At 62.7% G+C, this 22,397-nt stretch carries 18 protein-coding genes; 9 read left to right on the top strand and 9 right to left on the bottom strand.

What is annotated here, in order from left to right; genetic code table 11:
- The 3 genes from N3J91_00635 to N3J91_00625 all read right to left on the bottom strand — a co-directional run.
- The coding region (locus tag N3J91_00635) for a hypothetical protein (protein MCX8154951.1) at positions 1 to 189 on the bottom strand (189 nt) is incomplete at its 3' end.
- Positions 190 to 465: 276 nt separating this feature from the next.
- Positions 466 to 2,175, bottom strand: coding sequence for a silent information regulator protein Sir2 (locus tag N3J91_00630; protein ID MCX8154950.1), 1,710 nt, complete (start codon positions 2,173 to 2,175; stop codon positions 466 to 468).
- A 140-nt stretch (positions 2,176 to 2,315) separates the two neighbouring features.
- A complete protein-coding gene (locus tag N3J91_00625; GenBank protein MCX8154949.1) occupies positions 2,316 to 4,001 on the bottom strand; it encodes a 30S ribosomal protein S1 in 1,686 nt (561 codons plus the stop codon).
- 307 nt (positions 4,002 to 4,308) lie between these two features.
- Here N3J91_00625 and N3J91_00620 point away from each other — a divergent pair, with 307 nt between their 5' ends.
- From N3J91_00620 to ilvN, 3 genes are all read left to right on the top strand, one after another.
- The gene (locus tag N3J91_00620) at positions 4,309 to 5,193 is read left to right on the top strand and encodes a sugar phosphate isomerase/epimerase (protein ID MCX8154948.1); all 885 of its coding nucleotides are present in this window, start codon (positions 4,309 to 4,311) and stop codon (positions 5,191 to 5,193) included.
- A gap of 140 nt (positions 5,194 to 5,333) precedes the next feature.
- Entirely contained in the window at positions 5,334 to 8,138 is a 2,805-nt protein-coding gene (ileS, locus tag N3J91_00615) for an isoleucine--tRNA ligase (GenBank protein ID MCX8154947.1), read from the top strand.
- 265 nt (positions 8,139 to 8,403) lie between these two features.
- Positions 8,404 to 8,880 (top strand): acetolactate synthase small subunit, encoded by a 477-nt coding sequence (gene ilvN, locus N3J91_00610; GenBank protein MCX8154946.1) that lies wholly within the window; start codon positions 8,404 to 8,406, stop codon positions 8,878 to 8,880.
- Positions 8,881 to 8,887: 7 nt separating this feature from the next.
- Here ilvN and N3J91_00605 read toward each other — a convergent pair whose 3' ends face one another.
- From N3J91_00605 to N3J91_00590, 4 genes are all read right to left on the bottom strand, one after another.
- Positions 8,888 to 9,676: a DUF1559 domain-containing protein gene (locus N3J91_00605; protein ID MCX8154945.1), complete on the bottom strand. Its 789-nt coding sequence runs from the start codon at positions 9,674 to 9,676 to the stop codon at positions 8,888 to 8,890.
- Positions 9,677 to 9,697: 21 nt separating this feature from the next.
- The gene (locus N3J91_00600) at positions 9,698 to 11,242 is read right to left on the bottom strand and encodes a hypothetical protein (GenBank protein ID MCX8154944.1); all 1,545 of its coding nucleotides are present in this window, start codon (positions 11,240 to 11,242) and stop codon (positions 9,698 to 9,700) included.
- A gap of 287 nt (positions 11,243 to 11,529) precedes the next feature.
- Positions 11,530 to 12,921, bottom strand: coding sequence for a carbohydrate porin (locus N3J91_00595; protein MCX8154943.1), 1,392 nt, complete (start codon positions 12,919 to 12,921; stop codon positions 11,530 to 11,532).
- Between the two features lie 216 nt (positions 12,922 to 13,137).
- Complete coding sequence (locus N3J91_00590; GenBank protein MCX8154942.1) at positions 13,138 to 13,599, bottom strand: Rrf2 family transcriptional regulator; 462 nt, start codon at positions 13,597 to 13,599, stop codon at positions 13,138 to 13,140.
- 355 nt (positions 13,600 to 13,954) lie between these two features.
- Between N3J91_00590 and N3J91_00585 the strand changes: the two genes are divergently transcribed.
- The 6 genes from N3J91_00585 to N3J91_00560 all read left to right on the top strand — a co-directional run bounded on the left by N3J91_00585 (position 13,955) and on the right by N3J91_00560 (position 20,645).
- Positions 13,955 to 14,959, top strand: coding sequence for a sulfate ABC transporter substrate-binding protein (locus N3J91_00585; protein ID MCX8154941.1), 1,005 nt, complete (start codon positions 13,955 to 13,957; stop codon positions 14,957 to 14,959).
- 11 nt (positions 14,960 to 14,970) lie between these two features.
- Positions 14,971 to 15,822, top strand: coding sequence for a succinylglutamate desuccinylase/aspartoacylase family protein (locus N3J91_00580; protein ID MCX8154940.1), 852 nt, complete (start codon positions 14,971 to 14,973; stop codon positions 15,820 to 15,822).
- A gap of 49 nt (positions 15,823 to 15,871) precedes the next feature.
- A complete protein-coding gene (gene cysT, locus N3J91_00575; GenBank protein ID MCX8154939.1) occupies positions 15,872 to 16,696 on the top strand; it encodes a sulfate ABC transporter permease subunit CysT in 825 nt (274 codons plus the stop codon).
- A gap of 39 nt (positions 16,697 to 16,735) precedes the next feature.
- Positions 16,736 to 17,641: a sulfate ABC transporter permease subunit CysW gene (gene cysW, locus N3J91_00570; protein ID MCX8154938.1), complete on the top strand. Its 906-nt coding sequence runs from the start codon at positions 16,736 to 16,738 to the stop codon at positions 17,639 to 17,641.
- Complete coding sequence (locus N3J91_00565; GenBank protein MCX8154937.1) at positions 17,638 to 18,741, top strand: ABC transporter ATP-binding protein; 1,104 nt, start codon at positions 17,638 to 17,640, stop codon at positions 18,739 to 18,741. Before cysW ends, N3J91_00565 begins: the two co-directional genes overlap by 4 nt.
- Before the next feature lie 86 nt (positions 18,742 to 18,827).
- Positions 18,828 to 20,645: an N-acetylmuramic acid 6-phosphate etherase gene (locus tag N3J91_00560; GenBank protein MCX8154936.1), complete on the top strand. Its 1,818-nt coding sequence runs from the start codon at positions 18,828 to 18,830 to the stop codon at positions 20,643 to 20,645.
- On the opposite strand, the gene N3J91_00555 is transcribed toward N3J91_00560, so the two are convergent.
- Complete coding sequence (locus N3J91_00555; GenBank protein MCX8154935.1) at positions 20,624 to 21,598, bottom strand: hypothetical protein; 975 nt, start codon at positions 21,596 to 21,598, stop codon at positions 20,624 to 20,626. The genes N3J91_00560 and N3J91_00555 overlap by 22 nt on opposite strands.
- Positions 21,595 to 22,395: a glucosamine-6-phosphate deaminase gene (locus N3J91_00550; GenBank protein MCX8154934.1), complete on the bottom strand. Its 801-nt coding sequence runs from the start codon at positions 22,393 to 22,395 to the stop codon at positions 21,595 to 21,597. Before N3J91_00550 ends, N3J91_00555 begins: the two co-directional genes overlap by 4 nt.
- Between the last annotated feature and the right edge of the window lie 2 nt (positions 22,396 to 22,397).

Raw genomic sequence — 22,397 nt, 5'->3', positions numbered from 1 at the left:
CGCCTGCGCCGCACTCACCAAATCATTGCTCACCCCGCTGGACGTCGAACTCCCACTCATGCTCAACGTGCTCCAGTCCCCCACCCCAGGCTGCGTGCTGAAGTTCTCCTGATACCCGTTCGGCCCCACCAACGCCGCCTGCGCCACCAGAGCAGCACTTACCCACAACAAACTGCAAATGCTTTTCATGGGAGGATTTTTGTTACGCGAGTGTTACAACTTCGACTTCAATATAACCCGGGCCGACGGCCGCCACAAATCAGGGTGCATTCATTTTTGGGACTGCTCCAATCTCCTGCGCCACAACAGTTTGCTGCACACATGCAAAACTGCCTTCCCATTGATGCATGGCACCCAACATTCATGGAATGCAATCGGTTCTTTGGGCTGTTGTTAAAACTTATAGGCCGCAGAATCCATTTTGGCAACAGCCTTTTTTCTCCCCCTCTTGGCCATCCTTGCCGCTCACCGCGGCACCTGGGGCATCAGATTCAACGGGGCGCTCAGTTGCGGCGGATAAAAATACCCCATCGTCTGCACCGCCACGTCATTCCGGTACAGCCGGTCCTGCAGCAGGCAGGGCCGCCGGTAATTGGACGGCGTGGTGGTCGTGTAAATCCGGATTTCCCCCTCCAACGCCGTGATCAATTCCTCCCGCCAGTCCCCCAGACAATCCGCCACCCCGATGATGGTACCCTGGAATTCCCCCACCTTTTCGCCCCCATAACGCAGAATCCGCCCGTTGCGGCCACCCCCCAGCGCCATCATCTTCGTCGGGCCATCCAACCAGTATATGGCCTTGGGCGACAGCTCGCCCAGATCTTCCTTGTGAATCAACTTCCCACTCGCCGCATAAAGCCAGTAATTGCTCCCCCCCTTGGCCTCCCCCGCGTAGCACTCCATCCCCGGCTCCTCTGGAATGATGTCCCCCACCATCCCCTGCCCGTGCACATGCACCGTGATTTCCGGGTTGCCCCAAATCTGTTGGCCCGTCCGCGCCTCCACCAGGCATACCGTGTTGCTCTGCCGCCCCGGTTCAATCCCATAAAAAATCTCCAGCCCCGGACGATGCGGATCTATATCAGCCACATAACAAACATCCGGATGCCCCTTGCGTGTATTCCACAAACCCTTGCCGTTGTCATCCAATACCGCGGCACCCAAGATGATCTCGTCCCGCCCATCCCCATCCACATCCGCCGCATGCATCCCATGCATCCCCTGTCCGCGGTATGACTGGTATTCTCCACTGGCCTCCCAATACCATATCGGCTCCAATTTCGCATTGAGCGCCTGCACCTTGATCAACCGATACGTGCCCCGAATCACGATCAGGCTGGGATTCTGGCCATCCAAATACGCCACCCCAAGCAGATTCCGTGAGTAGTAATTATAATCCTCCATCCCCTCCCGGCTGGGCCACGCCACCCGCTGCAATTCCTTGCCGGTCAGCCCATCCAGCTTCACCAAATACTCCGGCCCGGTGCGCACATGGCCGGTGGGCTCCCGCGGATCCCCCTCCCCGGCCTTGCAATACACTTCCGCCCGCCCGTCCCCATCCACATCATACACCACAATCGGCGAATACCAGATGCCCGCCTCAATCGCCCACCCCATGTCATATCGCCACAAAAAGGTGCCGTCATGACGATAAGCCTCCAGTTTGTACGTAGTCTCGCTCTTCTTCCAGTATCCCGGTTGCTGGTACGGATCAGTGTTGAAATCCGGTTGTTTCACCAGGTAATCCAGCCGGCCATCCCCGTCAAAATCGCCCAACCCAATTTTCTGCGCCTTGTAACTCCCCTGCAGTTTGAGCGACACATACTGCCGCGGCGCCTCCCCCGCATTGACCTTCACCGCCGCCGCCGCCTGGGGAGCCTCCCCATAGGGCGTGACCGTGTAGTACCACGTTTTATCCCCCGCCAGCAAATCCACGTAATTGCTCGTCTCCCGCACAATGGCCAGGCGCTCAAACGGCCCCTCCGGCGCGGCGCTCCGATAAACCTCGAACATCAAATTTGTCGGATCCCCGGCCAGATACCGCCATCCCACATACACATGGCCCTCGCCGCGCGGCAGGGCCACCAGACCGCGATCCAGCTTCTCCGCCGCCCCAACCACCCATACCCCTGCCAGCAACGCCAAAAACGTATGGCACAAAAACTTCGGCTTCATGCCCATCTATTAACACCCCGGCCAAACCGCGCAAAGCCGAAATGGCGCCATCCCGCCCCCCGCCTCGCCGCCCCGCCGCCAAACAAAAACCCGGTGGACTGTCGCCAGTCCACCGGGCTGCAATCCCCGGAGCAGGCCGTTTATTGCTGCTCCTGCTCCCGCCGCTCCTCGTCCGCGGCCTCGAAGGCATGCTGCAACGCCACCAGGTCTTCGCCCGGCTTGAGGGCGTCCAGCGCCGCCTGCTCGGCCTTGAGCTGCTCCGGCGAGTAATTGGCCGCCTTGATGGAAAGGCCAATGCGCCGATCGGCCTTGTCAATCTTGATGACCCGCGCCGTCACCTCCTGGCCCACCTTCAGCACGTTCTTGATCTTGTCCACGCGCTCCTCGCTCACCTGCGAGATGTGCACCAGACCGTCAATGTCATGCTGCAGCCCCACAAAGGCCCCAAAGCTGGCCAGCTTCGTCACCTTGCCGGTCACCAGATCGCCCACCTTGTAATAATCGTCAATGTGCTCCCACGGATCGCTGGTGAGCTGCTTGATGCCCAGCGCAATGCGCTGATTCGCCTTGTCAATCTCCAGCACCACCGCCTCCACCTCATCCCCCTTCTTGAGCACCTCCGAAGGATGATTGATCTTCCGCGTCCACGAGATGTCCGACACGTGCACCATCCCGTCAATCCCCTCTTCCAGCTCCACAAACGCCCCGTAGCTGGTAAGATTCCGTATCTTCCCTTTGACCCGCGTCCCCGGCGGGTATTTCTCCATCGCCTTGTCCCACGGATTGGTCTCAAGCTGCCGCACCCCAAGGGAGATCTTCTGCTCCTCCCGGTTGATCCCCAGCACCACCGCCTCGATCTCCTGATCCGGCTTCAACACATCCGACGGCTTCGCAATCCGCTTCGTCCACGATAGCTCCGTCACATGCACCAGCCCCTCCACCCCCGGCTCCAGCTCCACAAACGCCCCATACGGCACCAGGTTGACCACCTTCCCTTTGACCTTCTGGCCCACCTGATATTTCTCCTCGATGTTGTCCCACGGGTTGCGCATCTTCTGCTTCAAACCCAGGCTCACCCGCTCCTTCTCCCGGTTCACCTCCAGCACCACCACATCAATCTCCTGCCCCACCTTGAGCATCTCGGAGGGATGATTGATCCGGCCCCAGCTCATGTCGGTGATGTGCAACAGCCCGTCCAGCCCGTTCAAATCAATAAACGCGCCAAAGTCCGTGATGTTCTTCACCGTCCCCTTGCGAATGTCGCCCGGCATCATCTCGGCCAGCAGCTTGGCCCGCCGCTCGTTGCGCTCCTGCTCAATCAGCTCGCGCCGGCTCAACACCACGTTCTGCCGCTCCTGATTCACCTTCACCACCTTGCAGGTGATCGTCTGCCCCACAAACTGCTGCAAATTGCGCGGCGGCGTTATGTCCACCTGCGAGGCCGGCAGAAAGGCCTCCACCCCAATATTCACAATCAATCCGCCCTTCACCGCCGCCTTCACCACCCCCGTCACCGTCGCCCCCTCGTTGGCGATGGCCAGGATCCGCTCCCAGTTCTGCTTGAACTCCGCCTTCTCCTTGGAGATGTGCAAATAGCCCTCTTTATCCTCCAGTTTCTCAATCAGCACGGGAATCTTGTCCCCCACCTTGACCTTGTCGAACTCAATGAATTCCGTGGCGGGAATGATCCCCTCGCTCTTGCCCCCAATGTCCACCAGCACTTCCTTGGGACGCACTTCGATGATCGTGCCTTCGACTATGTCCCCCGCCCGCAGGGGACGATCATACTGCTGCAATAACTCTGCAAACTCGGCGTTCGTAGCCATTCGTTTTTTGTGGTTTGTTTAAGGAGACTTGTCGGGACCTTCGGGGCCCCGGAAGACTCCGCTGCCTAACCGGCCATGCGTTGCTCCGGCAACGGAGGTTGAAGGTTAGGTTGCTCGTTTACCGCTCATTTCTCAGCCTCTGATGAGCTCCCGCACCCGCGGGGCTCAGGCAACGGGCGAACATAAGGAGCCCACCCGCTTTGACAAGCCTTTTTTTTCCTTTTTTTGGCCATGCCCCGCCTCCGCTCCACCCCCCTCACTTCTATTCTTTGCAAAGACCCGATTTTGTGATATGTCTTGCGCCGGCATGAAAACATCCATGATTTCCTCCACCACGGCATTGGCCTGCTTGATGGCAACCGCCCTCTGGGGCGCTCCCGCCCCCAAGGAAAAACAGGTCGGCATCGGCAGCAGTTTCCGCGGTCCAGTGGGCCTCCAGCTTTACAGCCTCCGCAACGAGTTCGCCAAAGACGTGCCCGGCACGCTCGCCAAAGTCCGGGACTACGGCATCAAATACGTCGAGCTGGCCGGCACCTACAAACTCCACCCCCAACGCTTCAAGGAACTCCTCGATAGCTACGGCCTCGTCCCCATTGCCGGCCACTTCAGCTACGAACAATACCGCGATAAAATTGATGAAGTCATCAAGGAAGCCAAAATCCTCGGCCTCCAATATGCCGGCTGCGCCTGGATTCCGCATAAACCCCCTTTTGATGAAGCCCAGGCCCGCGCCGCCATCGCCGTGTTCAACAAGGCCGGCGAAGCCCTCGCCAAGGAAGGCATCAAATTCTTCTACCACGTCCACGGCTATGAGTTTCATCCCTACCAGAATGAAACCCTCATGGACCTCATGCTCAAAGAAACCAAACCAGAATTCGTCGCCTTTCAAATGGATGTCTTGTGGGTCTTCTTCCCCGGCCAGGACCCCGCCAAATGGCTCCAAAAATACGGCAGCCGCTGGGAACTGATCCATCTCAAGGACTTGAAGAAAGGCGTCGAGCGCGGCAGCCTCTCCGGCAGCACCGATGTGTCCAACGACGTCATCCTCGGCACCGGCCAGGTCAACTATCCCGAAGTGCTCCGCGCCGCCCGCCGCGCCAAGGTGAAATGGTACTTCATCGAGGACGAATCCCCCTCCGCCGCTGAACAAATCCCCCAAAGCCTTCAATTCCTCGAGCGCGTGCGCTTTTAACCGCCCTCCCCCCCTCACCTCCCCCTGGCCATCCCGCCTCTCTCCGGCTGCCCCGCCGCCGGCGCCGCCTGATTTTCCCCTTTGAGTTTTCTCGCGTCCAATGATAGCGTCGCGCCCCGATTGAGTGGGAAGGATGCACGATGGATTACAAGACAACACTTAACCTGCCCAGGACGGACTTCCCCATGAAGGCCGATCTGGTCACCCGCGAACCCGAGCGCCTTGAGCGCTGGGAAACCACCCGCCTTTACGACCAAATCATGCGCGCCCGCGCCGGCGCCCCCAAGTTTGTCCTCCACGACGGCCCCCCCTTTGCCAACGGCGACGTCCACATCGGCACGGCCCTCAATAAAACCCTCAAGGACATCCTCATCCGTTACAAATCCCTGCGCGGCTTCTGCGCCCCTTACGTCCCCGGTTGGGACTGCCACGGCCTCCCCATCGAATTCAAGGTCATTCAGGAATTGCGCAAGACCGGCCAGGCTGCCACCGACCCCGCCGCCATCCGCCGCGCATGTGACGCCTACGCCCGCAAATTCATCCATCTCCAACGCCAGCAATTCAAACGCCTCGGCGTCCTCGGCGACTGGGAACATCCCTACCTCACCCTCGACCAGCAATATGAGGCCGATGAACTGCGCCTCTTCGCCGACCTCGTGGAAAAAGGCTTCATCTACCGCGGCAAAAAACCCGTCTATTGGAGCATCCCCTGCCGCACCGCCCTCGCCGAAGCCGAGGTGGAATATCAAGACCACCTCAGCCCCAGCATCTATGTCAAATTCCCCCTCGTGGATCATCCCGGCAACTTCCTGCTGATCTGGACCACCACCCCCTGGACCCTCCCCGCCAACCTCGCCGTCGCCTACAACTCCGCCTTCACCTACTCCGTCGTCCAGGTGGAGGCCGAGCTTTACATCCTGGAAACCATGCTCGTGCCCACCGTGGCGGAAAAATGCCAGTGGGAAAATTACCAGATCGTCCGCACCCTCTACCCCGAGCACCTCAAAGAGCTGGTGTATCAGCACCCCTTCTGCCAGCGCACCGGACGCCTCCTCCCCGGCGATGACTTCGTGGACAACCAGACCGGCACCGGCTTCGTCCACATCGCCCCCGGCCACGGCATGGAAGACTACCTCCTCGGCCTCCGCGAGGGCCTCCCCATCTACTCCCCCGTCAACGACGACGGCTGCTTCACCCACACCCCCGACCTCCCCGCCGAGCAGCAAATGCCCGCCGCCATGCTCGGCAAATCCATCCTGGAAAAACCCGGCAAAAGCGAGGCCAACGAAGCCGTCCTCCACGAGCTGCGCGCCCGCAAATTGCTGCTCCACCAGGAAAATTACCATCACAGCTACCCCCACTGCTGGCGCAGCAAAACCCCCGTCATCTTCCGCGCCATGGACCAGTGGTTCATCCGCGTGGACCACCAGGGCTTCCGCCAGCGCGCCCTGGCCGAAATTGACCGCGTCCACTGGGTCCCCGCCTGGGGCGTCAACCGCATCAAAGGCGCCGTCGAATCCCGCCCCGACTGGTGCATCTCCCGCCAGCGCGCCTGGGGCGTCCCCTTGCCCGCGTTCTATGACGCCGACGGCCGGCCCATCCTCGACGCCCGCATCGTCCGCGCCGCCGCCCGCCTCATCGAAAAACACGGCAGCCAGATCTGGTTTGAAACCAGCGCCGAAGACCTCTGGAAATTGCTCCGCCCCGACGACTGGGCCGGCCCCGAAGCCGCCTCCAAATCCATGGACACCCTCGATGTCTGGATTGACTCCGGCTCCTCCGCCCGCGCCGTCCTCATGCGCCGCCCCGAACTGCGCCACGGCCAACCGCCCGACCACCCCGACGACTGGCAGGCCGACGTGTACCTCGAAGGCTCCGATCAGCATCGCGGCTGGTTCCAATCCTCCCTCCTCCTCTCCCTCGCCGCCCACGGCGCCGCCCCCTTCAAAACCGTGCTCACCCACGGCTTCATGGTGGACGCCGACCGCGAAAAAATCTCCAAAAGCAAGCAGGGCCAGGGCGGCTACCTCAAGCCCCAAACCTCCGAACAATACATCAAGGACCACGGCGCCGATGTCGTCCGCCTCTGGGTCTCCTCCCAGGATTACCGCAATGACATCGTCGTCAGTGACGAACGCATCCGCAAAGTCGGCGAAACCTACCGCGTCATCCGCAACGCCCTCCGCTATCAGCTCTCCAACCTCTACGACTTCGACCCCGCGCAGCACGCCGTCCCCCCAGACCAGCTCACCGGCCTGGACCGCTGGATTTTGGACGAGCTGGCCTCCCTGGAAAATGAAGTCCTCCAGGCCTATGAAGCCTACGAATTTCACACCGTGTACCAAAGACTCAGCCAGTTCGCCGCCGTCGAGCTTTCCGCCATTTACCATGACCTGGTGAAGGATCGTCTCTACACCGACCCCGCCAACAGCCCCCGCCGCCGCAGCACCCAAACCACCCTCCACCGCCTGGCCACCAGCCTCTGCCAGTTGCTTTCCCCCATCCTCGTCTTCACCGCCGACGAAGCCTGGGATTTCCTCCCCGGCCGCCCCGCCGCCTCGGTCCACCTGAGCCAGTGGCAGCCCCAGGGCGTGCCCCTCCCCGAAGACCAGCGCCTCCTCTGGCGGCGCCTCTTCGCCGTCCGCGAACTCGCCCTCGCCGAACTGGAAAAGGCCCGCCAGGCCAAACTCATCGGCAAAGCCCTCGACGCCCAGGTCCGCCTCACGCTGGGCCACGAGGATTACGCCCGCCTGGCCCACCTCCGCGAAGACCTCCGCGAGCTCCTCAACGTCTCCCAGTTGCACCTGGCCGAAGACGCCTCCCTGGCCATGTCAGTTCACAAGGCCGCCGGCGAAAAATGCGAGCGCTGCTGGCATTGGGAATCCGACGTCGGCACCCACCCCGACCATCCCACCCTCTGCCGCCGCTGCCTCGCCGCGATTTAGATGGATTTCATTTGACCGCCCCGCCAACCGCCTGTATGTTCAGCCCCGCATGTTGGCAGAGCAACACAAGCTGCGTTTCGCCGTAGGCGTAGTCGGCAACGACTGACGCGGCCCGGAGCTTTGGTGTGCTTGCCTCGTGGCCGCCCGCGGTCTCCAGGAGAGACGCGGGTTTTTGATTTTCAGGCCGCCCGCAAGCCCCGCTCCGCCAGCAGACCGGATGCGCAACAAGTCCTGACATAATCAACCTGCTGACAAACTGAACCCTATGCGACACACCATCTCCGTCCTGGTGGAAAACAAGTTCGGCGTCCTCACCCGCGTGGCCGGCCTCTTCAGCGGCCGGGGCTACAACATTGACACCCTCAATGTGGCGCCCACCATGGACCCCAAAATCTCCCGCATGACCATCGTCACCCGCGGCGACGATGCCACCCTCGAACAAATCATCAAACAGCTCGACAAGCTCATCAATGTCCTCGAGGTGATTGATTTCCGCGACGGCGAATACGTGGACCGCGAACTCGCCCTCGTCAAGGTCAAGGTGGATGCCAAAACCCGCTCCGAAGTGATGCAAATCACCGACATCTTCCGCGCCAAAATCGTGGACGTTCAACCCAAATCTCTGACCATTGAAATCACCGGCGGCGAAAGCAAGGTGGAAAAATTCATCGCCCTCATGAGCACCTTCGGCGTGCTGGAACTCACCCGCACCGGCAAGGTGGCCCTGCCCCGCACCCCCTGATCGTCCCTTACTGGGCCTTGTCCGCCTGCTCCAGGGCGCGCAGAATCCGGCTGAACGCGTCGCGGATGTCGCTGTAATCCCGCACATCCACCGTGTAACGTCCATCCTGATTCGAGCGGGACGCCACACTCCCATCGGCAAACAATATGCTGACCAGTTGCTGCCGGTGATGCGTGCGCGGTTTCACGTTGAACGTCGCCAAATCCTCCGGACTCAGAAACTGCGTGTCCATCGCCAGCGCGCGGATTGGCTCCCCATTCCGGTTATACCCCAGCCGCCCCAGCACCGGCGCCTCCGGCAACGGCGCCCCCGGCGTGTCAAACAACCTCGTGTTGCCCCCGTGCCGGTAATAATAACTGCTCTGCGCCTGCGTCCGCCCCACCCGCTCCAGCTCCACCTCCGCATCCAGGGGCTGATCCGACGCCGGACAGAAAAACACCTTGGGCGTGCTGGCCAGATACTCCGCCAGCAGCAAACCCAAACCCGCCACCGCCCCGTTTTGGATGGATAACAGACTGGTGGGCGAGCCGGTGGACGGATAAAAACTGGCCGGGCTGGTGAACGGCGGCGCCTTGGGCCCAAAAGGAATCCGGCCCTCATAATCATGCGCATACGCCTGCACCGCCAGCCCAATCTGCCGCAGGTTGGAAATGCACACCGCCTTGCGCCCCGCCTGTTTGGCCGACGCCAGCACCGGCAGCACCAGCGCCATCAGCACCGCCAAAATCAATACCACCACCAGCAGCTCCACCAGGGTGAAGCCGCCCCGCCAGCTCGGGTGTGGGCGGCATCTCATCTTGCGGCACTCTCCGGCAGCTTACGGCTCTCGTCGCAGCAACAGATATCCGGCCCCGGACCCGGAGACCGGCATGGAAAACATGACATGCCCCGTCTGATTCGTCAATCGGCCCGCCGACGTCCACCCAGCCGGCGCCGTCCGCAAATTCGATGTCGTCAACGCCTCCAGCACCTCTCCCGGCTCGCTCCGCACCACCACCTCAAACTGCCCCTGCCTCACCCGCGGCGTTAGACATTGCGGCTCCTGCACCGCCCTCAGCCGCACGTTGTCGATGTCAAAAAAGCCCCCCTGCTTGTCAAACCCCGTGGTGGACATCAGCTCGATCCCCATCGGTCGCCCCGCCCACGCGTCCGTCGGCTTCACCGTCGGCACCCACACCTTGTAATCCCGGAAGTATCGCTCAAACACCGCATTGGTGTACACAATCGCCGTCGCTGCCACCGGCACCCGGTTGGTGGCCTCATCCAAATAATACAAACCAATCCGCATGCTCGCCCCGTTCGTCATCCCCCCGCCGCCGCCAAATACCGCCACCGTCAGTTCATACGCCTGCCCCACCTCATACACCGCATCAAATTCCGGTGTCGGCCGCTGCCCCAGCAAATCCCGCGCATAACGATCCATCCGCAGCCCCACCTCCGGCACCGCAAACAGCCAGATCGCCTGCGCGCCCTCCATGTTCGGCGTATGCTCCGCATTGGTGGAGGCCGGATTCACAAACACCCCCGTAAGCTGCGCCCACAAAAAACCCTGCCCCTCATCAAACCAGACCGGCTTGGGCGTCTTCTCCCAACCCGTGATCGCAATATCCACAAACGGCGTCGCCGGCAGTTCAAACGACCCGTTGGGCACCGGTATCACCTCCTCCACGCGCACGTGATCCACATCCCAATATCCCCCCATGTTATCAAAACCCGCCAGCGACATAATCTCCACCCCGATCACCTGCCCCGCCCACGGATCCTGCGGCGACACCTTCGCCGTCACACACGAAAACTCTACGAAATGATTGAAGTTGCTGAACGTTTGCGCCGTGTTGGTGATGATCAGCGAGGTCACCGGCACCCGGTTGGACGCCGCATCCGTGTAATACAACGCCACCCGCAGCCGCACCCCCTGCACCATCGCGCCCCCGCCCCCCATCACCCCCAAACTCAACCGATACGCCCGCCCGGCCCGATACCGCGCCTCCCCCGCCGGCGCGTTCTCCGTGGCCGGCCACCGCAGCTCCTGAAACAGACCCACGTCCGGCAGCGCAAACAAAAAAGCCGCCTGCGCCCCGTGCACGTTGTCTATGTACGCCGGATCATTGGTCCCCACGTTCAAGAATTGCCCGCTCAGGTTGAACCATTGCCGCACCGGATCCTGGGGATCCTCCACAAACCACAATGGCTTGGGCGTCTTCTGCCACGCCTCCAACCGCGGATCCGCAAAAGTTGTCCGCGGTTGTTCAAAGGAGCCGTTGGGCACATACAACCGGCCCGCCTGCACTTCAAACGCCATCATCAGCCCTCCCAGCCAGAGGGCTGCTTGAAACACCGCCGCCAAACGAATGTTCTTCATCTTCATTCCTTCTTGGGTTTTGGATTCACTGCTGCCGTTGCACCGGGCGGCAGCCCCCCTTCCAGCTCACAAAGATTGCCCCACAGGGGCGGATTTCAGCCCAGTATTATGTAACGGCTTCGGCCTTAAGCAAATAAAAATTCATCCGCAACCGCCCCCCTTGTCCAGAAAACGCCCCAGCCCTCGGCCGCTCACCAGCACCCCATCCTCAAGCAGTCAACGAGCCCCTCCCAGCTTTGCCCCCCCTCGCCGCAGCGCACCCCCCTCCTCCAACACCCGCACCCACCTTAAAAATCCAGCACGCTCCGCACTCCCACCACCACCGCATCATTTAGCTCCCGCGAGCCCCCCGGATGAATAATCCACTGCACCACCGGCTGTAAAATCCACACCCGGGTCAGCACCGCATGATAAGTAACCTCCACCGCCGCCTCGAAATCCGGCAGCGCCGCCACTTCCACTCCCGCCTCCCGCTCTTCGCGGGCCAGCCGGCGCACCTCGCGCGACATCTGCCCATAGACCACCCCCAGCCCCAGTTTGTCTTTGGCGCGCCCCGGCAGCAACCCCGTGTACACCAGCCCACCCTCCAGATAGAACTCCATCGGATTCCGATCAGCCGGACTGCCCGCCACCCGCATGAACAACTCCAATCCCTGGGCGGCATCAGCCGCCTCCTGCCAGAACATGCGCCCCGCCGCCAGATAAAAGCCGTAATTCATGTCCTTTTCCATCGGCACACCGCTGGAGCCCGGATCCGCCAACGATAGCCCCGTGTCGTCCAACCGCGCATGGGAAAATCGTCCCGTGTGCCAGAAAGTCCCCAGAGCCACCCGCCACGGCTTGACCCCCTCCGCTCCTGTTTCGTTATGCCATTGCCACTCGCTCAGATAAAAAGCGCCATGATTGAATGACCATTCCACTCCCCGCCGGTTGCGCAATCGCCCGTCCGCATGATAAGCCAGCGGATCCCCCGCATACAGCCCCTGACGCCAGTGGAATTTGTCGCTGATTTGCCAGCCCAACCGCACCCCGGGCACCGCAAACGGGTACGCTGGCGTGGGCATGTTCAAAGCCATCAAGGCCGGCCAGCCAAAAGATGAATGAATGAACGGCAGCGAATGTACAGAGGCGGGAAACTCCTCATCGGCCGCCAGTTGCCCCACCCGTAAAGCCAGCCGCTCCTGCGCCAGTTTTTGCTCATACCAAATCTCGTGCAACCGCCAACCATCAGGAGCATCTATACCGCTGACGATCATCAGATCCCCCACCCGCCGCGCCGATAAACTGCGCCCATGCGGCACCAGCAGACAGGCATGGAACATCCCCCCAGCCCAGCCCAATGTCGGCTCCGTCTCCACGCGCATCTCCGCCCGCAGCAGCGCATCCACCTCCCCGCCGCTCTCCCGGCCGCCCGTCGTATTCCACCATCCCTCGCTGATATACACCACTCGCGGCGAAAACCCTCTCTCCTTCAAGGCCGATAGCAACCCCCATCCTTGATTGGGCGCAGTCTGCCACGGCGTAACTTGTCCCGTCCCCGAATCGTCAGCCCGGCTCAAGCCCGTGAGCAACTGCAATAACAGCCACCCCCGGAGTAATCCCATGAAAACCCCCGGCCCGCCGCTGCTCCCCGTGCGGCACTTTGCTCCACCATTCACGCCTTTCTCATCGTCTGCCATTTTCGCCACTCCATGCGTCGCCCTCACCCCTCCGCCTCTGCCCGCCATCCCCGAATCTTAATTGCCTGGCCCACTTCCAGCAAAGCAGCCTGCCAAAATCCCTGAATCTGTGCACCAAAAAAAGCCGGCTCCAAGGCCGGCTTCTTCCTTAGGCCCGCCCTCCCAGGGCCCACCAGACAAAGCAGTGCTTCCGCCAATTCCTGCCTGCCTCGTCTCTCAAATGACAAAATCCAGCGGCCCCTCCACCGGACCTTGAAGTTGCCGGTAGCGCTCACAAACATCCGCCAGGGTAAAACGCTCCAGCGTCTGCACCAACGCCTGCCGCACCTCCGCCATCACACTCCGAATCCCGCACCGCGCCTCATCAGGACACGAACAGGGCTCGTAAAAATGCTGGCTCACGCATCCCACCGGCGCCAGCGCCCCCTCCAAATGCCGCAACACCATCGCCAGCGTGATTTCCTCCGGCCGCCGCGCCAGTTGATACCCTCCCCGCACCCCTCGCCGGCTCTCCACCAACCCCGCCTCCCGCAAATCATTCAGGATATGCTCTAGATAGCGCTTCGGTATGTTCTGTTGCCGGCTGATCTCCTGCATGCTCACCACCCCCTGCCCATGCCGCAGCCCCAACACCGCCAGGGCCCGCAATGCATACTCGCCACGCGACGTCAGTTTCATAATTCCATAAACCGCAGAAATTCAAACGCCACCGGCCTTTTCCCGGCGCCTGTTCTACGAATTTTTTAACGCCATCAATTTACATATATTTATTGTATTTTTCAATTTTATTTTCTTTATTCACTTTCAATACGCTGTTGTTGAGTGATTTATAAATGTTAAAATAATACATTGACATGGTAGGATTTAGTTTTATCTTAACGCTGTCAACCGGCTTGACATGAAGCCACAGACAACAAATCAAGCACTGGCCCAAAGCCAGGCCCGCCCCCACGGGCCGCGCCCGGCCGTTTGGCTTCGTCCCCTTCATGCCCCGCCCACCATCCCCTCCCGGCAATCGCTCTTCGTTCTATGGATGGCCTTGAGTCTCGCCCTTGCCGGCCTGCTCCCCCTTCCCCTGCACGCGGCCACCGAAACCCGCCTCCTCAACGCCTCCTACGATCCAACGCGCGAGTTTTACACCGAAATTAATCAGGTCTTCTCCCGGCTCTGGCTGGATAAAACGGGCCAGAAAATCAACATTCTCCAGTCCCATGGCGGCTCCGGCAAACAGGCCCGTGCGGTCATTGACGGCCTCGATGCCGACGTCGTCACCCTGGCCCTGGCCTATGACATTGATGCCATCGCCGAAAAAGCCCGGCTCCTGCCCACCAACTGGCAGCAACGCCTGCCCCACAACAGCTCCCCTTACACCTCCATCATCGTCTTCCTCGTCAGGCAGGGTAACCCCAAAGGCATCCGCGACTGGCCCGACCTGATCCGCCCCGATGTCAAAGTCGTCACCCCCAACCCCAAAACCTCCGGCGGCGCCCGCTGGAATTACCTCGCCGCCTGGGCCTTCGCCCTCGAAAAATTTCAGGGCGACGAATCCAAAGTCCGCGAATTCGTCACCGCCATCTACCAAAACACCCCCATCATGGACTCCGGTGCCCGCGGCGCCGCCACCACCTTCATCCAACGCGGCATTGGCGACGTCCTGATCGCCTGGGAAAACGAAGCCCTCCTTGCCCTGCGCGAAGCCGGCAAGGGCAAAGTCCAAATCGTCGTCCCCTCCCTCAGCATCCTGGCCGAACCTCCCGTCGCCGTCGTGGACCGCGTCGCCGCGCGCCGCAAAACCCTCGACCTCGCCCGCGCTTACTTGGAATTCCTTTACACCCCGCAAGCCCAGGAAATCGCCGCCCGCCACTTCTTCCGCCCCCGCAACCCCGAAGTCCTGCAGAAATTCCGCCACCAATTCCCCGAAACCCGCCTGGTCACCGTGGACCAAATCTTCGGCGGCTGGCAGGCCGCCCAAAAAAGGCACTTTGCCGAAAACGGCGAATTCGACCAGATGCTTCGCCGCAAGTTCAAATCCCAATAATTCAAAAACACATGCCACTTGCATCTCTCATTGCTCCACCGCATAATCACGACACAATCAGTCGTCATCAGCTCATGCACGAATGCGCCCTCATCCAACAGCGTCTTGCCACGCTCCATAACCTGGCGGCTCATCACCCCGCCTTCCTGGACCTTGCCCCATTAAAATCCACCGCCTCCAACGGCCCCCTCACCATCGAGCTTCCCCGCTTCATTTTCCTTGGACCTCAAACCGGCGCCGACCCCCTCCGCATCGCCATCTTCGCCGGCCTGCACGGGGATGAACCGGAGGGTGTGCTGGCCGCCTTGGAGCTTCTGGAGCGTTGCGCCCGTCAACCCGCCCTGGCCGAAGGCTATTGTCTCTATGTCTATCCGCTTTGCAACCCCACCGGCCTCGCCGCCGGCACCCGCGAATCCGCCTCCGGCCGGGACCTCAACCGCGAATTCTGGCGCGGCAGCGCGGAACCCGAAGTACAACTCCTGGAGGCCGAGCTGCGCTCCCACCGTCTGCATGGCCTCATTGCCTTGCACACCGACGACACCAGCCCCGGCTTCTACGGCTATGCCAGCGGCGCTTCACTGAGTGAGCACCTCCTGCCCCCGGCCCTGGCGGCGGCGGAAAAGTTTGTGCCCCTCAATCGCGCCACCATCATTGACGGCTTTCCCGCCCGCGACGGAATCATCCGCGAGGGTTTCCCCGGCGTGTTGCATGGCCCCCCGGACCAAAGCCCGCAGCCCTTTGATGTCATCCTCGAAAGTCCGCGCGCTGGCGCTTTGCCCGCCAAACTCGAGGCGCTGGCACAGGCAGTCCTCACGTTGCTGGCCGAATATCGCCAGTTCATCGCCTACGCCGCCAATTTGTAATTGGCAGCGCTTCAAAAAAACCTTAGACAAAAGCTAGATTGCCAAACTAATGTCCACGCGCAAAACCACCCTGCTGCCCGGCTTCGGCCTGACGATGGGCTTCACGCTCTTTTACTTGAGCCTGGTGGTGCTGCTGCCCATCGGCGCCCTGCTCTGGCGGGTCGCGGAGCTGAGCTGGTCCGACTTCTGGCGCGAAGCCATCAGTGAACGCGCCCTGGCGGCCTACCGCCTGACCTTCGGCGCTTCTTTGTGCGCCGCCCTCATCAACGCCCTCTTCGGCACCCTTCTGGCCTGGGTCCTCACCCGCTACGAATTCCCCGGCCGCCGGCTCGTGGATGCCCTGGTGGACTTCCCCTTCGCCCTGCCCACCGCTGTGGCAGGGCTGACGCTGGCCAGTTTGTTTGCCGAAAACGGCTGGCTCGGCCGTTACCTCGTGCCCTTGGGCATCAAGGGCGCGTTCACCCCCCTGGGGGTCGTCATTGCGCTGACCTTCGTCGGTCTGCCCTTCATGGTCCGCACCCTCCAACCCGTGCTCTCCTCCCTCGAACGCGATGTCGAGGAGGCCGCCGCCAGCCTGGGCGCTGGCCGCTGGCGTACCTTTACCCGGGTCATCGCGCCCATGCTCCTGCCACCCATGATCACCGGTTTCGCCCTGTCTTTTGCCCGCGCCATCGGAGAGTACGGCTCCATCGTCTTCATCAGCGGCAACCTCCCCTACCGTACCGAGATCGCCCCCTACCTCATTGTCACCCGCCTGGAGGAATACAACTACCTCGGTGCCATGGCCATGGCCGTGGTGCTGCTGGCCGTCTCCTTCGTCCTCCTGGCCGTCGTCAATACCATCGAACGCTGGGCCGGACGTTTCCAGGAATAACCCCCAACAACTCCCATGGCAGGCCACGTCAAAAGTCAAATGCACGCGCCCCGCCGGGCCTTGCGCCGCAGCACGGATGAACCCGCCTGGGTCCGCTGGGGGCTGACCCTCCTGGCCATGGCCTTTGCCGTCGTGTTTCTCTTTCTGCCCCTGGCCAATGTCTTTGCCCAGGCCCTCAGCCGGGGCTGGCACTACTACCAACAGTCCATCACCCACCCCCACACGCTGGCAGCCATCAAGCTAACCCTCACCATCGCCGCCATCTGCGTCCCCCTGAATTGCCTCTTCGGTCTGGCCGCCGCCTGGGCCATCGCCAAATTTGAGTTCCGCGGCAAGTCCATCCTGACCGCCCTGATTGACCTCCCCTTCTCCGTCTCCCCCGTCGTCTCCGGCCTGATGATCGTTGTCCTCTTCGGCGCTCAGGGCTTCCTGGGGGAGTGGCTGCGCGACCGCGGCATCCACATCGTCTTCTCCGTCTCCGGCATGGTGCTCGCCACGCTGTTTGTCACCTTCCCCTTCGTCGCCCGCGAGCTTATTCCCGTCATGCAGGCCGCCGGTTCAGACCAGGAACAGGCCGCCCTCACCCTCGGCGCCAGCGGCTGGCGCACCTTCTGGCATGTCACGCTCCCCTCCGTCAAATGGGGCCTGCTCTATGGCATCATCCTCTGCAACGCCCGCGCCATGGGCGAATTTGGCGCCGTCTCCGTCGTCTCCAGTCACATCGCCGGCTTGACCGACACCCTCCCCCTGCGGGTGGAAAAACTTTACAACGAATACAATGCGGCCGGGGCCTTCGCCGTCGCCAGCCTCCTGGCCCTCCTGGCCCTCCTTACCCTTGTCATTAAAACCTGGCTGGAGTGGCGCGTGGCCCGCGAGGAGCTGCTGGCCCAGCAAGGCGCCGAAACCCCGCCGCCAAATAATTCCGGGCATTCAGGGAACGCATGAGCATCCAACTCCGCAATCTCACCAAACGCTTTGGCAACGTCGAAGCCGTCAGCCGCGTCAACCTCGAAGTCCAGGACGGCGAGCTGCTCGCCCTCCTCGGCCCCAGTGGCTGCGGCAAAACCACCGTCCTCCGCATGATCGCCGGCCTCGAGGAACCCACCGAAGGCGACATCTTCATCCATGGCGAGCGCGTCAATCACGTCCCCGTCCAACGCCGCAACATCGGCTTCGTCTTTCAAAATTACGCGCTCTTCAAAACCATGAACGTCTTTGACAACATCGCCTTCGGCCTCAAAATCAAAAAATGGAAACCCGCCGACCAGGCCCGCCGCGTTCAGGAATTGTTGAAGCTGTTTGACCTCGAGGGCCTCAGCCAGCGTTACCCCCACCAGCTCTCCGGCGGCCAGCGCCAGCGCGTCGCCATTGCCCGCGCCCTCGCCATCCAGCCCCGCGTGCTCCTCCTCGACGAGCCTTTCGGCGCCGTGGACGCCAAAATCCGCCAGGAGCTCCGCGAATGGCTCGTGCACCTCCACGACGAACTGAACCTCACCACCATCTTCGTCACGCACGACCAGGAGGAGGCCATGGAGGTCAGCCGCCGCATCGCCATCTTCTCCCGCGGCCGCCTCGAACAAATCGGCTCCCCCCGCGAGGTGTACGAGCAGCCGGCCAACGAATTCGTGGCCCGCTTCGTCGGCGTCATGAACGTGCTGGAAACAGTCGTCCAAAACGGCCGCGCCCGCTGCGGCGAATTGGAATTCCCCGCCCACGGCCTGAATGAAGGCCAGGCCATGCGCATCGGCTTCCGGCCCTATGCCGTGCAAATTTCCCCCGACCTGACCCAATACCGTTATCGCGCCGTCCTCCGCCACACGTTCTTCCTCGGCATCATGCTGCGCCTTGAACTGGAGCTCCCCTCCGGCCTCACCCTCCGCGCCCGCATGACCAAGGAGGAATACAACGCCCTGGGCCTCCATGATAATTGCGAGGTCTCCTTCCAAATCAAAGCCTACCGCATCCTCGCCCAGGAAGGCGCGCCCCTTCCCCCCGAAACCAGCCAGATCATCGAAATGCCCCCCAACCTGGGCGAAGGCATCTAAGACCGCCACGTCCCGTGCCCCCCTCCCGCCGCCGGGAGCTATACTTGCGCTTGCCAGACGGCCTTTTCCGCCAAATGATGGGCCCCATGGCATTGACGCCGGCCCACAAACCCAATTCCCCCAGACTGCTGGGCATCGAAGGCGGCGGCACCTCCACCGTCGCCCTGTTTGTCCATGGCCGGCAAGTCCAGCGCTGGGAAGGCGGCCCGGCCAACCTCCATTTGCTTTCCGATGATCAGTTGTCCCGCCTCCTCGCCGAAATCGCCCATCTTTTCCCCCGCCCGGACGCCGTGGCCATCGGTTTGCCCGGCGCGCGCCTGGAATCTGACCGCGAGCGCATCCGCCGCGCCGCCGCCCGCTGCTGGCCCAATGTGCCCTGCCTGGCCACCAACGACCTGGAAACCGCCCTGGCCGCTCAACCCGCCCGCCAGCCCCTCCCCCGCGTGCTCGTCCTCAGTGGCACTGGCTCCTGCTGCTACGGCCAGGCTGGCGGACGCGGCATCCGCACCGGCGGCTGGGGCCATCTGCTGGGCGACTGGGGCAGTGCCTATTGGATTGCCCTCACCGCCCTGCGCCAAACTCTCGCCATCTACGACCACACCCGCCGCTGGCCCTCCCTCGGCGCGCGATTCCTCGCCCGCCTCCATTTGAATGTGCCCGAAGACCTCATTGACTGGGCCAAAACCGCCACCAAGGACCAGATGGCGGCCCTCGCCGTCACCGTCTTTGACGCCGCCCATCACCGCGACCGCCACGCCCAAGCCGTCCTGCGCGAAGCCGCCATCCATCTCGCCACCGACGCCGCCGCCTGTGCCCGGCGCATGGCGCCCCCCCGCGCCCGCGTCGAGTTTATCCTGGCCGGCGGCACCCTCTTGAAACAGCCCCGCTTTGCTGCCCTGGTCACCCGCGAAATTCGCGCCCGCTGGCCCCAGGCCCGCGTAGTCAAACTCGGCCGCGAAAGCGCCTGGGGCGCCGTTCACCTCGCCGCCCAAATGGCCGGGGCTCAAGTTGCTGCCTCCGCGCCACCTTCACCGCCGCCCTTCAAACTCAGCCCCGTGCTCTCCCCCACTGAAGAACCCAACCCCCGCTCCCGCCACCTGGATCGCCTGCCCTTGTCCGCCGCCATTGAATTGATGTTGCGCGAGGAGCAAAACACTCCCCACGCCGTGCGCGCCGCCGCCCGCGATTTGGAGCAGTTCATCCGCCACGTCGTCCGTGCTTTCCGTCACGGCGGCCGCCTCTTTTATGTCGGCGCCGGCACCAGCGGACGCCTGGGCATCCTCGACGCCAGCGAGTGCCCCCCCACCTTCAGCGTCCCCCCGGACATGGTGCAAGCCATCATGGCCGGCGGGCCGCCTGCCGTCTCTCACGCCGTGGAAGGCGCCGAGGATGACGTCGAGGCCGCCCGGCTTGCCATCGTGGGCCGCGGCATCACCCCCCGCGATGTCGTCCTTGGCATCGCCACCAGCGGACGCACCCCCTTCGTCCTGGCCGCCCTGCGCCAGGCCCGCCAACAAGGCGCGCGCACCGCCCTCCTCCATTGCAATCCGCGCCTCGTACTGCCCCCCGAAGACCAACCACACCATGCGCTGTGCCTTCCCACCGGCCCCGAAGTGCTCACCGGCTCCACCCGCCTCAAGGCCGGCACCGCCACCAAACTCGCCCTCAACCTCATCTCCACCCTCAGCATGGTAAAACTCGGCAAGGTCCTGGGCCATTGGATGGTGGACATGCGCCCCACCAATGCCAAATTGCGCGCCCGCGCCGTCCGCATCGTCACCCAGCTCGCCGGGGTCTCCGCCGCAGTCGCCCACGCCACCCTCCAGGACTGCGACTGGCACATTCGCCACGCCGTCCGCCGGCTGGCCCGCCGCCGTCCCGCTCAGGGCAGAGTCGCCAGATAATCCTTGATCAGTTGCACATTCGCCGGCGGGGTCTCGTAAGGCAGGCAGCCCGTCCCCAGCAGGCAGTTGGGATGCCCCCGCGTCAGCGCCACGATCCGATCTATCTCCCGGTAAATCCGCTCCGGCTCCTCGCACGCTACAATCGCCGCGTCCATGTTCACCCGAATCCGCACCTGCGGATGCTCCACCCGCGCCCGCGCCACAAACGCCGCCTGATCCGTCTCCACGTTGCACACCACAAATTGCGTGCCGGTGGACATCAAGTCGTCATAAATGCGATAAGTGTCTCCCCCCATGATGCACGGCACAGGATGCCCCACAATCTCGGCCGCCAGCGCCAGGATCCGCCTCAACGCCGGCAGCTCCACCTCACGAAATTGCCGCGGCGACAGCAGCGGCGGCGCCGCGGCCGACTCAAAAAAGGCTATCTCCAGCCCCGCCGCCGCAATGGCCCGGCAAAACCGGGCCTGATGCTCCGCCAGTTGCATCAACCAGCGCGCCGTCAATTCCGGACGCAACGCCACATCCTCGCACAGGTTCTGTATGCCCCGCAGGTTGAACGCCACCGAAAACGGCCCCGCCACCGGTATTCGCACATCCGCCTCGGGCAGCTCGTGCTTCAGCCGCTGCCCCACCCCAATCACCATCGGCAGACGCCCATCCCGCTGCGGATCAAATGGACGCAGCGCCAGCCCCTCCTCCAGACTCCCTACCAACGGCTCATGGATCGCCGGTATGCCGTTGCCTTCCGGCACCGTGACCCGCGCCCCGTAGGCCTCGGCCTCCAAATTGTAAATATCAATCCCCACCACCACCGGCGTATGCCGGTAGGCCAGCCAGGCCGCCCGATGCCCCGCATACAACAGCTCCGCATCGCGCGACACCTCCCACGGCGTCCGCCCCACAAACCGCGCCGCGTGCTCATACACCGCCGGCGTGAAGGGCAAACTCATGCAGCCTCCCGTCCCCCCAAAAGCTCCGGCGACAGCTCCGCCGCCGACTCCGCATCCAAATACAACACCGCCTGCGGCTGCCGCCGCAGAATCGAGGCCGGACATTGTGTGCTCACCGGCCCCGCCAACGCCAGCCGCACCGCCTCCGCCTTGCGCCGCTCCGGCACCACGCACACCATCTTCCGCGCCGCACACAGCGCCGGCACCGTCAGCGTATAGGCGTATTGCGGCACCGCCGCCAGATTCGGAAACGCCCCCTCCCCCACCTGCTGCCGCCGGCATCGCTCGTCCAACTGCACCAGCTTCATCACCCGCCGATCCGCAAAGTCCGCCACCGGCGGATCATTAAAGGCAATGTGCCCGTTCTCCCCAATCCCCAGACAACACAAATCCACCGGCCCCTCGCTCAGCAGCGCCGTGTAACGCTCGATCTCCTGCAACGGCTCGAGCGCCTCCCCCTGAATATAATGAAAGGCCAGCGGCCGCACCTTCAACTCCACCCGCTCCCGCAGAAACCGCCGAAAACTCGCCGGATGCTCCGCGCTGATCCCCAAATACTCATCCATGTGAAACAGCCGCACCCGCCCCCACTCCACCCCCGGCAGCGCCGTCAGCGCCGCCAAAAATTGCTCCTGCGACGCCGCCGACGCCAGAATCACCCGCGCCTGCCCCTGCGCGGCCAGCACCGCGGCCAGATAATCCCGCACCTCCGCCGCGGCCGCCGCCGCCATCGCGGGCTGGCTGTCATACACCCGTACCGCCAGCGCCTCCACCTTGAACGCGTGCATTAAACTCATGG

The sequence above is a fragment of the Verrucomicrobiia bacterium genome, assembly GCA_026414565.1.
Lineage (GTDB): Bacteria > Verrucomicrobiota > Verrucomicrobiia > Limisphaerales > Fontisphaeraceae > Fontisphaera.
This window is presented reverse-complemented; position numbering and strand designations above follow the sequence as displayed.

Excerpts from the sequence above, each read along its gene's own strand:
- N3J91_00620 (MCX8154948.1), top strand. The coding sequence starts at position 4,309 with ATGAAAACATCCATGATTTCCTCCACCACGGCATTGGCCTGCTTGATG.
- N3J91_00565 (MCX8154937.1), top strand. The coding sequence starts at position 17,638 with ATGAGCATCCAACTCCGCAATCTCACCAAACGCTTTGGCAACGTCGAA.
- N3J91_00625 (MCX8154949.1), bottom strand. The coding sequence starts at position 4,001 with ATGGCTACGAACGCCGAGTTTGCAGAGTTATTGCAGCAGTATGATCGT.
- N3J91_00560 (MCX8154936.1), top strand. The coding sequence starts at position 18,828 with ATGGCATTGACGCCGGCCCACAAACCCAATTCCCCCAGACTGCTGGGC.
- ileS (MCX8154947.1), top strand. The coding sequence starts at position 5,334 with ATGGATTACAAGACAACACTTAACCTGCCCAGGACGGACTTCCCCATG.
- N3J91_00580 (MCX8154940.1), top strand. The coding sequence starts at position 14,971 with ATGCCACTTGCATCTCTCATTGCTCCACCGCATAATCACGACACAATC.
- N3J91_00605 (MCX8154945.1), bottom strand. The coding sequence starts at position 9,676 with ATGAGATGCCGCCCACACCCGAGCTGGCGGGGCGGCTTCACCCTGGTG.
- N3J91_00600 (MCX8154944.1), bottom strand. The coding sequence starts at position 11,242 with ATGAAGAACATTCGTTTGGCGGCGGTGTTTCAAGCAGCCCTCTGGCTG.
- ilvN (MCX8154946.1), top strand. The coding sequence starts at position 8,404 with ATGCGACACACCATCTCCGTCCTGGTGGAAAACAAGTTCGGCGTCCTC.
- cysT (MCX8154939.1), top strand. The coding sequence starts at position 15,872 with ATGTCCACGCGCAAAACCACCCTGCTGCCCGGCTTCGGCCTGACGATG.
- N3J91_00630 (MCX8154950.1), bottom strand. The coding sequence starts at position 2,175 with ATGAAGCCGAAGTTTTTGTGCCATACGTTTTTGGCGTTGCTGGCAGGG.
- N3J91_00595 (MCX8154943.1), bottom strand. The coding sequence starts at position 12,921 with ATGGCAGACGATGAGAAAGGCGTGAATGGTGGAGCAAAGTGCCGCACG.
- N3J91_00585 (MCX8154941.1), top strand. The coding sequence starts at position 13,955 with ATGGCCTTGAGTCTCGCCCTTGCCGGCCTGCTCCCCCTTCCCCTGCAC.
- N3J91_00590 (MCX8154942.1), bottom strand. The coding sequence starts at position 13,599 with ATGAAACTGACGTCGCGTGGCGAGTATGCATTGCGGGCCCTGGCGGTG.
- N3J91_00555 (MCX8154935.1), bottom strand. The coding sequence starts at position 21,598 with ATGAGTTTGCCCTTCACGCCGGCGGTGTATGAGCACGCGGCGCGGTTT.
- cysW (MCX8154938.1), top strand. The coding sequence starts at position 16,736 with ATGCACGCGCCCCGCCGGGCCTTGCGCCGCAGCACGGATGAACCCGCC.
- N3J91_00550 (MCX8154934.1), bottom strand. The coding sequence starts at position 22,395 with ATGAGTTTAATGCACGCGTTCAAGGTGGAGGCGCTGGCGGTACGGGTG.